Source organism: Clostridium sp. (assembly GCF_051656525.1).
Taxonomy (GTDB): Bacteria; Bacillota; Clostridia; order Clostridiales; family Clostridiaceae; genus Clostridium.
The window spans coordinates 1-12,606 of sequence record NZ_JBOGCC010000053.1 but is presented as its reverse complement, the minus strand read 5'-3'; the positions used below and the strand labels follow the sequence as shown (position 1 = coordinate 12,606).

General features: G+C 29.2%; 12 protein-coding genes and 1 pseudogene. 10 read left to right on the top strand and 3 right to left on the bottom strand.

Annotated features, from left to right (window positions below; genetic code table 11):
• Nucleotides 1-56: 56 nt before the first annotated feature.
• Both ACRDDY_RS01870 and ACRDDY_RS01865 read right to left on the bottom strand, forming a co-directional pair.
• A complete protein-coding gene (locus tag ACRDDY_RS01870) occupies nt 57-881 on the bottom strand; it encodes a GIY-YIG nuclease family protein (RefSeq protein ID WP_438563272.1) in 825 nt (274 codons plus the stop codon).
• 134 nt (nt 882-1,015) lie between these two features.
• Nucleotides 1,016-1,504: pseudogene (locus tag ACRDDY_RS01865) on the bottom strand (thymidylate synthase); the annotation flags it as partial.
• 153 nt (nt 1,505-1,657) lie between these two features.
• Here ACRDDY_RS01865 and ACRDDY_RS01860 point away from each other — a divergent pair.
• Both ACRDDY_RS01860 and ACRDDY_RS01855 read left to right on the top strand, forming a co-directional pair.
• Nucleotides 1,658-1,810, top strand: a complete 153-nt coding sequence (locus ACRDDY_RS01860) for a hypothetical protein (RefSeq protein ID WP_438563271.1) — start codon at nt 1,658-1,660, stop codon at nt 1,808-1,810.
• 16 nt (nt 1,811-1,826) lie between these two features.
• Nucleotides 1,827-3,185, top strand: coding sequence for a PTS sugar transporter subunit IIC (locus tag ACRDDY_RS01855; protein WP_438563270.1), 1,359 nt, complete (start codon nt 1,827-1,829; stop codon nt 3,183-3,185).
• A 46-nt stretch (nt 3,186-3,231) separates the two neighbouring features.
• Here the strand turns inward: ACRDDY_RS01855 and ACRDDY_RS01850 are convergent, their stop codons facing one another.
• Nucleotides 3,232-4,098, bottom strand: coding sequence for an AraC family transcriptional regulator (locus ACRDDY_RS01850; RefSeq protein ID WP_438563269.1), 867 nt, complete (start codon nt 4,096-4,098; stop codon nt 3,232-3,234).
• 196 nt (nt 4,099-4,294) lie between these two features.
• On the opposite strand from ACRDDY_RS01850, the gene ACRDDY_RS01845 reads away from it, so the two are divergent.
• The 8 genes from ACRDDY_RS01845 to ACRDDY_RS01810 all read left to right on the top strand — a co-directional run bounded on the left by ACRDDY_RS01845 (nt 4,295) and on the right by ACRDDY_RS01810 (nt 12,496).
• Nucleotides 4,295-5,173 (top strand): carbohydrate ABC transporter permease, encoded by an 879-nt coding sequence (locus tag ACRDDY_RS01845; RefSeq protein WP_438563273.1) that lies wholly within the window; start codon nt 4,295-4,297, stop codon nt 5,171-5,173.
• Nucleotides 5,174-5,187: 14 nt separating this feature from the next.
• Nucleotides 5,188-6,081 (top strand): carbohydrate ABC transporter permease, encoded by an 894-nt coding sequence (locus tag ACRDDY_RS01840; protein ID WP_438563268.1) that lies wholly within the window; start codon nt 5,188-5,190, stop codon nt 6,079-6,081.
• Between the two features lie 22 nt (nt 6,082-6,103).
• Nucleotides 6,104-8,263 carry a 1,3-beta-galactosyl-N-acetylhexosamine phosphorylase gene (gnpA, locus tag ACRDDY_RS01835; protein WP_438563267.1) on the top strand — a complete coding sequence of 720 codons (2,160 nt, stop codon included), beginning with the start codon at nt 6,104-6,106 and terminating at the stop codon, nt 8,261-8,263.
• Between the two features lie 13 nt (nt 8,264-8,276).
• Complete coding sequence (locus tag ACRDDY_RS01830) at nt 8,277-8,435, top strand: DUF6903 family protein (protein ID WP_438563266.1); 159 nt, start codon at nt 8,277-8,279, stop codon at nt 8,433-8,435.
• A 105-nt stretch (nt 8,436-8,540) separates the two neighbouring features.
• Nucleotides 8,541-9,893, top strand: coding sequence for a carbohydrate ABC transporter substrate-binding protein (locus ACRDDY_RS01825; protein WP_438563265.1), 1,353 nt, complete (start codon nt 8,541-8,543; stop codon nt 9,891-9,893).
• 132 nt (nt 9,894-10,025) lie between these two features.
• On the top strand, nt 10,026-11,108 hold the full coding sequence (locus ACRDDY_RS01820; RefSeq protein ID WP_438563264.1) for an ABC transporter ATP-binding protein: 1,083 nt from the start codon (nt 10,026-10,028) through the stop codon (nt 11,106-11,108).
• Between the two features lie 236 nt (nt 11,109-11,344).
• The gene (locus tag ACRDDY_RS01815; RefSeq protein WP_438563263.1) at nt 11,345-12,013 is read left to right on the top strand and encodes a hypothetical protein; all 669 of its coding nucleotides are present in this window, start codon (nt 11,345-11,347) and stop codon (nt 12,011-12,013) included.
• A 36-nt stretch (nt 12,014-12,049) separates the two neighbouring features.
• Nucleotides 12,050-12,496 carry a hypothetical protein gene (locus ACRDDY_RS01810; RefSeq protein ID WP_438563262.1) on the top strand — a complete coding sequence of 149 codons (447 nt, stop codon included), beginning with the start codon at nt 12,050-12,052 and terminating at the stop codon, nt 12,494-12,496.
• Nucleotides 12,497-12,606: the final 110 nt, after the last annotated feature.

The window sequence follows — 12,606 nt, the reverse complement described above, 5'->3', positions numbered from 1 at the left end:
ATGCTAATGTCCTTTTAAATACACTAGATATGTTTTCGATAGTCGTTTGGCATTTATTATATTAAGTAGCTATAATGTTCATATAATTTAGAAGTGGAACGAATGCGATAAATTATAGTTGCTGGTGAAACATTTAATTTTCTTGCAGCTTCAGTTACACTTTCAAAAATATCAGAATCAATATTAACTTTTCTCATATTAGTAGGCTTGGTTCCGAGTTTTTTTTGACGAATTAAATTTTTAGAATATGAGGTATGCTTTTTTCCATAAAAAGCATTTTTAGGGCCAGTTCTATCTTTAGCAAGTGATGATAATTTAGATTTTATTTCATTAGTATGCTCTAATCCAACTAAATCCTCTAGTTTTTTTCCTTTATTTACTGGTATATTTCCTTTATTTTTCAAAGAAATTTTTAATTTAGTAAAATTGCTATGGTTTTTTCCAAACATAGGGTTTTTTATCCCTGGGTGTCCGAATTTTCTTTTTTTATCATCAATTGAAAGTTTAGTCATATTCGCAATAGTGGTATTTTTAATTCGATTGATTATTTCTTCTTTATTTGGATGATTTGATAATAAATCACCACCAGCAGCTGCTATCTTAGAAGTATTAAATAAATTAATATCTTGGTCTATAAAAGATTGCTCGATAGAGATGCTTTCACTTTCAGATGAGCAAATTTTATAGATAGAAAATTCAAAAGCTGATTCACCATATTTATTCCAAGAACGTTGAAGAGGAATGCAGTGATGAATATTTCTTCTAAGATAAGATTTATGTGCTTTAAATCTGTTATATATATTTTTAGAATGACCTACATAGTATGATTTACTAATAGTGTTTTTAATAAAATAAACACCTATTAAGTTTATATTGTTCATAGTAAACACCTGCAATTCTTAATATAAATTTAGCAAAGGATTATCCTTTGAATTTAGTATGCCCAAATTCAGTAGGAACTTCCCTTTTTAACAGGGTTTTCAACATAAATTACTTTATGAGGGCGCTCAAGTTAACGCTGTACTAACATGCAGTTTAGTTTTCCATCGGTTACGTCCCACATTGTAAGGAAGCAACAAGGGTGCAGGGCACCTGTTTCAAGATATGGAATTTGCCAAAGGTTTATCATCATTCTTCTATCTTGAGGATTTGTTTTTAATGCGTGGATAAGCTCGTCTAGTTGGTTGAATTTCTTTACTATCCAACCGTAAGATGTTCCAATTGTTCCATCTTCCATCATCCATTCATTCCAAATCTTAACGTTTTGTTCTTGTAGTTTTTTTACGCTGTTTGATTGGTCTTTATATATCCAAAGTAGTTCTTTTACAGCTGTTTTAAATGCAACAAATTTAGTTGTTAGAATAGGAAATTCTTTTTCTAAATTAAATTGCATTATTTGATGTGGCAGTTTATATGTTGCAACACCAGTTCTATTTTGATCGTAATATCCATTTTCTAATATATTTTCTACTAGATTAAGATATTGTGTATCGTATAGACTCATAAAGGTCACCTTCTTTCTAAGTAATCAAGTCTAATTTTATCACAAAAAGTAGTTTAGAAATAAAAAATTCTTTCAAAAAAACTTTTTTATTTCATATGAATTTCACAGTGAATAATTATTATAAAGTTGTAGCATTTAACACGAGGAGGATAAATGAAAATCAAAAAAATTATTAAAGCTATTATAGAAAAAACAATGTTAACGTTTTTATTAATTGAAAAGACTAAACAAGTAAAGAAGAAATTATATAATTATACAGAAGAAAAGATATTTTCTTTTAGAGTCTCTCTGTTAGAAGTAACATAAAAAAGGGGGATTATGAATGAAAATTATGGACAAGTTAGCATCGGGACTGGAGAAGTTTCTAATGCCAGTAGCGGAAAGGTTAGGTCGTCAAAAACAATTATGTGCAATTAGGGATGGATTTATTGCAACATTAGCTATCTCTATGGCTGGGGCTGTAGGGTCACTACTAAAAAATGTTTTATTTCAAGACACATCTATATTAGGTGAAAAACTTAATACAATGGAATTTTATGCTGAATCAATTCAACCATTTTTAACGAAATATATGGTGCCTTTTACAGCAAATATGTGGTGGGGAACTATAGCTTTAACTACTATTTTCTTAGTTATAACAATAGCATATTCTCTTGGTAGAGCTTATGATGTTGATCCCTTAGCTACTGCTTTAGTATGTTTAGCAGCATTCTTTACAATAATGCCAGATGTGGCTGAAGTTGCTGTAACTCCAGAGGGAGCAACTGAAGCAATTAAAGGTATGTCATGGGGTATGATTCATTATAGTAATTTTAACTCAACTGCTATGTTTACAGGAATGTTAGTTGCTATAATTGGTTCACAGATATTTATATGGTTTACTAAAAAAGGCTTCACAATTAAGATGCCAGAACAAGTACCACCAGCTGTATCTAAGGCATTTGCTGCAGTTGTACCAGCTGTTGTAGTTGTAGGATTTGCAGGTATGGTTTATGCAATAACTTATGCAGGAGTTGGAACAGAATTAAAGGTATTAATAGAAAAAGCTATTCAAGAACCTTTAATGGCACTTGGACAATCACCAATAACTTATATAGCATTAGCAACACTTTCTCAATTCTTGTGGTTCTTTGGATTACATGGATTAAATATGATAGAACCAGCATTAAACACTATGTATAAGCCACCTTTAATGGCTAACTTAGAGGCTGTTCAAGCTGGTGGAGAAGCTTCATTTACATTAACAAGAAACTTTATTGATGTTTATGGAATGCCAGGAGGTTCAGGAGGAACATTAGCTTTATTAATAGCTATATTTATCTTCTCAAAAAGACAAGAATCAAGAGAACTTGCAAAACTTGCAATAGCACCGGGTTTATTTAATATTAATGAGCCAGTAATCTTTGGATTACCACTTGTTTTAAATCCAATGTACTTTATACCATTTGTAATTACACCTGGTATTTGTATAGGAATTGCATATTTCTTTACAGAAGTTGTGCAGTTTGCAGACAGGATTTATATAGATGCAGGATGGATAATGCCACCAGTAATATCAGCTGTTATAACAACAGGAGGGGATATTAAGGCAGGAATTCTTTCAGCAGGATTGATTTTATTAGCAGTATTAATTTGGACACCATTTGTAATAGCTGCTAATAAAGTAGGAAATGATAATTAAAGAATATACAAAAGTTTAAGGGAACTCCAAGATTTGGAGTTCCCTTTTAAATGCTCATAAGTGCAGAAGTTTTATACTGTTTTGGTGATGTACCTACAATTTTTTTAAAGGTACAGCTAAAGTATGAGGAATTAGAGAAACCTACAACACTTGAAATATCTCTAATTGAAAGATTTGTAGTTACTAAAAGATTTTTAGCTTCTTCAATTCTTTTATTTATTAAATAGTTTATAGGTGAAGTTCCAATTTGTTTTGTAAAGGTGTGGACAAGATGAAACTTGTTTAAGTAAGAAAGTTCAGCTAGAAAATCTAGTGTGATATTTTGTGGATAATTTGAATCTATATAATTTTTAATTTTCATACACTCTAAGTTCAAAAGCTTAGAGTCTTTTGTGATTTTCAAATCATTTTTGCTACTTCTTAAAATATAGACCATTAAAAGTGTAAGTAAACTTTTACAAGAAATTTCATGATAAGGTTTTTTTTCATCTAATTCAGAAATGAGAGCATTTAAAAGATTTATAATATGCTCATCGTTTTTATATTGAAAAATATTATAGGATTTATTTTCTTTGAAAGAATCAAATGCTTTATTATTAGAACTTAAATCTTTTAAAGAGATATTATCTATTCCTAAAACAATATATTCAAGAGGATTATTAGAAATAGTTGATTTTTCAGTATGAAGACAGTTTGGATTTATAAAAATTAAATCCCCAGAAGATACATTAATCCATTCATCATCTAGTTGGAAGCTTCCCATACCCTCTGTTATATAAAATATTTCAGTAAAAGGATGAAAGTGAGAAGTGCTGTGCCAATCACTATCACATTTAGATCTAGATATATATAGTAATTCATAATTCATATTTGTAATTGTATTTTCTTTAAGTGCATATCTTTTATTGCTCAAAAAAATCCCCCCTTAATAGCAATATTTTCTTGTTTAATACAATTATAGCAGAAAATAGAAAATATATTGCTAAATTTAATAGCAATATTGTTATTAAAAACCGCAACTTTCATATTGTGTAAAAGATTACATATATGTATAATAATAACAAATTGAGTTTTATATAAAAGGGGTGAAGTTAGTGAAAGACAAGATTATGTCAAAAAAATTTTTTGTTTGGGCATCTGTATTACCAGCAGTTATCTTATTTATTTTGTTTATGGTCATTCCAACTATTAATGTTTTCTGGATGTCTCTGTTTAAATGGGGTGGATTATCAAATAATAAACAATTTGTTGGATTAGATAACTTTAAGATATTAATTAAGGATGAAAGATTCTTAAAATCATTTCAAAATACACTACTTCTATTAGTAGTTGTTACTATTATCACTATGATTTTAGCTATTTTAGCAGCAGCAATACTTTCAAGAGAAAATATAAGATTTAAAAATTTCTTTAGAATAGTATTTTATCTTCCAAATATTTTATCAGTAGTTGTAATCTCAGCTATATTTGCAGCAATACTAGATCCACAAAGGGGAATAATAAATGAAACTTTAGGATTTCTTGGGCTTGATTCTCTGAAGAGAATGTGGCTTGGTGATCAAAAGGTAGTTATTTGGTGTATTGCAATAGCAATGATATGGCAAGCTATTGGATATTACATGGTTATGTACATGGCTAGTATGTGTAGTATTCCTGAAAGTCTTTATGAGGCAGCAGATTTAGAGGGAGCATCTAAAATAACTCAGTTTTTTAAAATAACATTACCACTTGTTTGGAATGTGGTAAGAACAACACTCACATTTTTCATTATAAGTACCATGAATTTAAGTTTTTTATTTGTAAAAGTTATGACTGGCGGAGGACCTGATGGTTCATCTGAAGTTTTATTAAGCTATATGTATGGACAAGCTTATACAAATTCATCTTATGGATATGGAATGGCAATTGGAGTAACAATATTTATTTTCTCATTTATATTGTCATTTGTAATAAATAGAGCAACTAAACGTGATGTTATAGAATTCTAAAAGGAGTAGAAAATATGAAGAAATTAAAAGAAATATCAGCAGAAAAACTATATAAATTTTTTATATATTTTTGTTTAACTATCTTTGCACTTAGTATATTAATTCCTATTGGATGGGCTATAATGTCAGCTTTTAAGCATAAGTCAGAGTTTTATGGGAATCCATGGGCACTTCCAGAAGGGTTATATTTTGAGAACTTTGTAAAAGCATTTACTGAAGCTCATATGGGAGAGTATTTTATAAATTCACTAATAATAACAGGACTTTCATTAGTGATTCTTCTAGTAGTTGCAGTACCAGCAGCTTATGTACTTGCAAGGTTTGAGTTTAAATCAAATAAATTTTTAAATGGATTATTTTCATTAGGATTATTTATAAATGTTAACTATATTGTTGTTCCAATATTTTTATTGGTTTTAGATGGTGAAAAGGCAGTAAGAGAAATTTTTAAAATTGCAACAAGTATCTCAGTATTTTTAGATAGTAGAATTGTTGTAAGCATAATTTATGCAGCAACAGCACTACCTTTTACAATATATCTTTTAACAACTTACTTAAAATCAATTTCAAAAGCTTATGAAGAGGCTGCATATATGGATGGAGCATCTTATTTAAAAACATTAACACATGTAATAATACCAATGGCAAAGCCAAGCATAATTACAGTAATATTATTTAACTTTTTAGCATTTTGGAATGAATACATTATTGCACTAACCCTTCTTCCAAATGGCTCAAAAACATTACCACTTGGACTTGTAAACTTAATGCAGGTACAAAAAACAGCAACAGATTATGGAGCAATGTATGCAGGGCTTGTTATAGTAATGGTTCCAACAATAATTCTTTATATGCTAGTTCAAAAGAAACTTACAGAAGGAATGAGTGTTGGAGGAATAAAGGAATAAAAATAAGTGAGGAGAGAAATTTATGAGAAATAAAGGAAGAGTTACAATACCAACTGATGATAATTTTATAAAAGAAACTATAGAGATTGTAGAGGCATGGGGAGCAGATGCAATAAGAGATTGTGATGGATTTAAATTACCTAAAGAAATTAAGGGGATAGCAGAGAAAATATATTCAACTTATTTTGTAGCAAGAGGAGATAATGAGTGGGCAAATAAAAATAGAGAAGAGATTCAACAAACTTATCTTATGACAAAACATGTTCTAGCAACAGAAGAGGTTTTAGAGATTAATATAATGGATGGGTACTTTGAAGAGCAGGTAACTCCAGACCATATTCATGATGTAAAAAAATATTGGGAAGTTATAGATAGAACAACAGAACAGGTTATAAAAAGTGAATTGTGGGAATATAATAATAATACAAAAAGAGTTACAATAAAAAACACAATTCCATGGCATGAATATACCGTATCATTTTTAGCATACTGTATATGGGACCCGACTCAAATGTATAACCATATAACAAATAACTGGGGTGATAAACCTCATGATATTCCTTTTGATGTAAGAGGGAAAGAGACTAATGAATATGTATTAAAAGCTATGCATAACTGGCTTAAGGAGCATCCAGATACTGATGTAGTTAGATTTACAACTTTCTTTTATCATTTCACATTAGTATTTAATGATAAGGCTAAAGAAAAGTTTGTAGATTGGTTTGGATATAGTTCAAGTGTAAGTGCAGAAGCTTTAGATGCATTTGAAAAAGAAAAAGGATACAGACTAAGAGCAGAAGATATTGTAGATAAAGGATATTATAACAGTACTTTTAGAGTACCAAGTAAAGCTTATTTAGATTTTATAGATTTTCAGCAAAAGTTTGTAGCTGAAAATGTGAAAAAACTTGTGGATATAGTTCATGAGGATAATAGAGAAGCAATGATGTTTTTAGGAGATAACTGGATTGGAACAGAACCTTATGGAAAATATTTTGAAGGTATAGGTTTAGATTCTGTAGTTGGTTCTGTTGGAAATGGAACAACTCTTAGAATGATTTCTGAAATACCAGGAGTTAAGTATACTGAAGGAAGATTTCTTCCATACTTTTTCCCAGATACTTTTTATGAAGGAAATGATCCAACTGTTGAGGCGAGAGAAAATTGGATAACTGCAAGAAGAGCAATAATGCGAAAACCAGTAGATAGAATAGGTTATGGAGGATATCTTTCACTTGCATATAAGTTTCCAAACTTTGTAGAGTATGTAGGGCAAGTATGTGATGAATTTAGAACTATCTATAAAAATATAAATAATACAAAGCCTTACTGTGGGTTAAAAGTTGCTATCTTAAATTCATGGGGAAAACTTAGAAGCTGGCAAACACATATGGTTGCACATGCATTATGGTATAAGCAAATTTATACTTATGCAGGTGTTTTAGAAGCTTTAAGTGGAATGAGTGTAGATGTAGATTTTATAAGTTTTGAGGATATTAAAGAAAAGGGAATAGATGAAGACATAGATGTAATTTTAAATATTGGAGATGCAGGAACTGCTTTTAGTGGTGGCGCAAACTGGAAAGATTCTGATATTTTATCTAAAGTTCGTAAATGGGTTTATGAAGGAGGAGGTTTTATAGGGGTTGGAGAGCCATCAGCTACATTACATGGAGGTAGATTTTTTCAATTAGCAGATATATTAGGCGTAGATAAGGAGCTTGGTTTTTCTTTAAGTACAGATAAATATTTTAAAGATGAAGTATCAAAACATTTTATAACTGAAGATGTAAATAATCAAATAGATTTTGGTGAGGGAATGAAAAATGTATATGCAACTAAGGAGTCTACAGAAATTATATGTAATAAAAATGGAGATTTAGTGCTTAGTTCAAATGATTTTGGAAAAGGAAGAGGAGTATATATAGGAGGATTACCTTATTCAATAGAAAATGCAAGAATTTTATATAGAAGTCTTTATTATGCAAGTCATAAGGAAGAAAAAATGAAAAAGTGGTACTGTGATAATTTAAATTGTGAGATTTCAGTTTATTTAGAAGAAAATAAATATGCAATAATAAACAACTCAAGTGAATCGCAAGAAACTTATGTATATGATGGAGATGGAAATAAGGAACTTATAAAAATGAGTGGAACTGAAATTAAGTGGAAAGAAATTTAATTGAGGTGATAAGATGTTGAAAAATTTAGTGAAATTGGCTCTTTTCTTTATTGCAATAATATTAGTAATAAAGGGCGGAGGAATATTAGGGTATAAAGGTCTTTCTATGATGTTTTTAGGAATAGCAATAATAGTAGGTGAATTATATATCTATAATAAACAATACACATAGCAAGATAGTGATATAAAAGGACAAGTTACTTATATAAAAATCGTTTACAAAGATTTAATATAAAGGTAAGGAAATAAGGCGAAAAATTATTGTGGAGGGGAATTTATGAAAAAAAGAAGGATTGTAGGATTATTAGGAGCAATGATAATGGGGTTATCATTAATCTCATGTGGTGGAGATGCAGGAGGATCAGGTGATTCAGGAGCAAAAGAAGAAAAAGTTTTAAAAATTGCTGCATTTAAAGGTGGTTATGGAAAAGAATATTGGGAAGAACTTAAAGCAAATTTTGAAAAAAATAATGAAGGCGTAACAGTAGAACTTACAGTTGAAGAAAACTTAGAAGAAGTTATAAGACCACAAATTCAAGCTGGAAATGTACCAGATTTAGTATACTTAGCAACAAATAGAAAAGATGCCTTAACAGAAACATTTATAAAAGAAGAAGCAGTTCATGATTTATCAGGGGTTTTAGATAAAACAGTACCTGGAGAAAATGTAAAAGTTAAAGATAAAATCTTACCAGGATTCTTAGATACATCAGCAACAAATCCATATTCAGATGGAAAAACTTATTTAGCACCACTTTTCTACAGTCCAACTGGATTATTCTTTAATAAAAAATTATTTGAAGAAAAGGGATATAAAGTTCCAGAAACTTGGGATGAAATGTTTGCATTAGGAGATAAAGCTAAGAAAGATGGAATTTCATTATTTGCATATCCAACATCAGGATATTTTGATGGAGTTATGGCATCATTATTAGCAGGTTCAGGTGGTATTGAAGGATTTAATAAAGCAATGGCATATGAAAAAGATTTTTGGAACTCAAAAGAAGCTAAACAAGCTTTAGATATAGTTGGGAAAATGAAAAGTTATTTAGAGCCAACAGTAGTTGCAAATGCAAATCCACAAGGATTTAAAAATAATCAACAATTAGTTTTAGACAATAAAGCATTATTTATACCAAATGGAAGTTGGTTACCAGGTGAAATGGAAGATGCACCAAGAGCTAAAGGATTTGAATGGGGATTCACAGCATATCCGTCATTTGAAAAAGGTGGGGATTCATACTCATATAACTTCTTAGAGCAAATGTATATTCCAAAAGAAGCTAAAAACAAAGAACTTGCAGAAGACTTCATGGCATATATGTACAGCGATGAAGCAGTTAAAATTATAGGTGAAAAAGCAAAAGCTGTTGTACCTGTTAAAGGTTCTATTGACCTTGCTAAAAGTGGATTAACTGAATTACAAGTTGAATTACTAGGTATATTTGACAGAGGTGCAAAGCCAGTTATGGGAACGTTTGTAGCAACAAAACCAGTTGAAGGTGTAAACTTCACTGATGTTTATATGGGAACAATTGATTCAATTATGACAGGTGATAAATCAGTTGAAGATTGGCAAAAAGCATTAACTGAAGCAAGTGATAAATTAAGAGAAGCAATAATAAAATAATTAAAATTAAATAAGAGGCTGTTTTCAGTCTCTTATTTTTATTAAGTGAATAGTTAAGAGTAGATAAATTTTGTCTATTGATAACTTTTCATTTAGAAGGGATAAATAAAAAAAGGGAGAGAGGGAAATAATATGGCAAGTTTATCATTAAAGGGAATTAAAAAGGTTTATGATAATGGATTTGAGGCAGTAAAAGATTTTAATTTAGAGATAGAGGATAAGGAATTTATAGTATTTGTAGGACCATCAGGGTGTGGAAAATCGACAACACTTAGAATGATTGCAGGACTTGAGGAAATATCAGGTGGAGATTTATGCATAGATAATAGAAAAGTAAATGATATAGCACCTAAAGATAGAGATATAGCTATGGTATTTCAAAATTATGCACTATATCCACATATGAGTGTTTATGACAATATGGCATTTGGTCTTAAATTAAGGAAAATAAGTAAAGATGAGATAGATAATAAAGTAAAAGAAGCAGCTAAAATATTAGATTTAGATAAATTACTAGATAGAAAGCCAAAAGCCTTATCAGGAGGACAAAGACAAAGAGTAGCTATGGGTAGAGCAATAGTTAGGCATCCAAAAGTATTTTTAATGGATGAACCTTTATCTAATCTTGATGCAAAACTAAGAGTTCAAATGAGAACAGAAATAGCTAAATTATCAAAGAAATTAGAAACAACATTTATTTATGTAACACATGATCAAACAGAAGCAATGACCCTTGGAACAAGAATAGTAGTAATGAAAGATGGAATAGTACAACAAGTAGATACGCCAAAGGAAATATATAATAATCCTAAAAATATATTTGTAGCAGGATTTATAGGAAGTCCTCAAATGAATTTTGTTGATGGAGTTATAGTAAAAGAAGAAGAAAAAATAAAAATAAAATTAATGAAAAATGATATAGAAGTAAGTAAAGAAAAAGAAGAAAAATTGAAAGCATTAGTAGGAAAAGAAGTAACACTTGGAATTAGACCAGAGCATATGAAATGCAACAATAAAGGAGCCTTAAAAGCAACATTAGAAGTTTCAGAAAATCTAGGTTCGGAAATATATATTCATGGAACGTTTGATAATCAAAAAATAATAATAAAAGAAACAAATACAAATTATACATGTGTAAATGGAGAAATTAGATTTGAGCTTAACTTAGATAAAATCCATATATTTAATAAAGAAACAGAACAAGCTATATTTTAAAAAGAGGTGAGAGAAAATTTAGAAAAATATTTAAAAGAAAGCAATATAGAATGTACAATAAAAAAACAGAAATATAACCTTGTATGGGAGCAGCATTAATGGCATTAAAACTAAAATAAGGATAGAAATGTTAAAAAAATAATAACAATGAATAGAATTAAAGAATTTAAAAATCCCTATGTTAAAATTTAACATAGGGATTTTTAAATTTTTAATCAAATTAGGGGAGAAGAAAAATGCAAAAGAAGAAAATTGGAATAATAGTAATAATAGTGGCAGTTGTAGTTGTTATTGGGGGCGTAGTAGTTTATAAGAATGTCCAAAATGATAAGGAAAAAGCTAAACAGCAAACAGAAATGAAAAATACAGCAATAGAGGCAGCGTCAAAAGAAAAAGTTAATAGTGAGAAAGATAAACAAGCACAAAATACAACTCAAAAAGTATCACAAGCAAATGGAGGGGCTGAAAGCACTATAACAAATCAAAGTACAAGTGATAATAAGCCTAAAATGCTAACACAGAAGCAATTAGCACAAAAAGAAAAAGAAGCAGCAGAGGCATGGAAAATAAGAGAAGCACATATGAAGAAACTTGTTTCATTTGAGGGAATAAAAGAGTATATGGTGGATCAAGCAGCAACTGCTTTAATTAATCAATTTCCAAGTGAGCAAAAAAATAAAAGTGAAATAGAGGGTAAACTAAAAGTAATTATAGATAAAACAGTAACACCAGAAGTAATGAAAGAAAAATTTGGATTAACAGGACCAGAATACGATATAAATAAAGTAGCAGCAGAAATAACACCAGTAGATGATTTAAAATTTGCATTAAACATAAATACAAATCAATTTGTAGCAAATAGCAATAAAGACATAGCAATTGTGCCAACAAATAGTGCTTATTAAAATTACAATGTAAAAGAGAACAAGGAAGTGTCTTATATGGATAATTTAAAGAAAAGCACTACAGTACAGTTACTTAAAGAAGAAATATTAACAATTTTAAAGAAAAAAAGCTTTTATATTATGTGCTTAATATTGATAATAAGTATTTTTAGCCAAACATATTTAGGATTAAATAGGTCTATAACTTTAGAGAATGGATTTAATTCATACGAGGTAATTAGTTTATTTAGTATTTTTATTATAATGAGGCTTTCAAAAAATAAAAAGAGATTGAAAATCCAAGAAGGCTCAAAGAATATACAGTATTTCTTTACTGAAATTATCTCAATGTATATTGTTATAGTTTTTGTTGATATGGTCTTTGTAGTATCTAAAGTTTTGATAAATTTAATTCAAGTAGGATTTGGATTTATAAATTATAAAGTTCTTTTACTAGCTATAATTTTAAATCTAAGAAATATTTTTAAAATACAAAGAAAATGAACAAGAAAAGGAAATAGTTCTAAATGAATTAAAAGAAATAGTAAAAACACTAAATGAAATATTAGAAAAGTATAAAAACAAAGAAATAAAAAAACTAGAATTAAATAAAA

Bases quoted from the DNA above. Each gene is read 5' to 3' on its own strand.
- ACRDDY_RS01870 (WP_438563272.1), bottom strand. From the start codon at position 881: ATGAACAATATAAACTTAATAGGTGTTTATTTTATTAAAAACACTATT.
- ACRDDY_RS01860 (WP_438563271.1), top strand. From the start codon at position 1,658: ATGAAAATCAAAAAAATTATTAAAGCTATTATAGAAAAAACAATGTTA.
- ACRDDY_RS01855 (WP_438563270.1), top strand. From the start codon at position 1,827: ATGAAAATTATGGACAAGTTAGCATCGGGACTGGAGAAGTTTCTAATG.
- ACRDDY_RS01845 (WP_438563273.1), top strand. From the start codon at position 4,295: ATGTCAAAAAAATTTTTTGTTTGGGCATCTGTATTACCAGCAGTTATC.
- ACRDDY_RS01840 (WP_438563268.1), top strand. From the start codon at position 5,188: ATGAAGAAATTAAAAGAAATATCAGCAGAAAAACTATATAAATTTTTT.
- gnpA (WP_438563267.1), top strand. From the start codon at position 6,104: ATGAGAAATAAAGGAAGAGTTACAATACCAACTGATGATAATTTTATA.
- ACRDDY_RS01830 (WP_438563266.1), top strand. From the start codon at position 8,277: ATGTTGAAAAATTTAGTGAAATTGGCTCTTTTCTTTATTGCAATAATA.
- ACRDDY_RS01825 (WP_438563265.1), top strand. From the start codon at position 8,541: ATGAAAAAAAGAAGGATTGTAGGATTATTAGGAGCAATGATAATGGGG.
- ACRDDY_RS01820 (WP_438563264.1), top strand. From the start codon at position 10,026: ATGGCAAGTTTATCATTAAAGGGAATTAAAAAGGTTTATGATAATGGA.
- ACRDDY_RS01815 (WP_438563263.1), top strand. From the start codon at position 11,345: ATGCAAAAGAAGAAAATTGGAATAATAGTAATAATAGTGGCAGTTGTA.
- ACRDDY_RS01810 (WP_438563262.1), top strand. From the start codon at position 12,050: ATGGATAATTTAAAGAAAAGCACTACAGTACAGTTACTTAAAGAAGAA.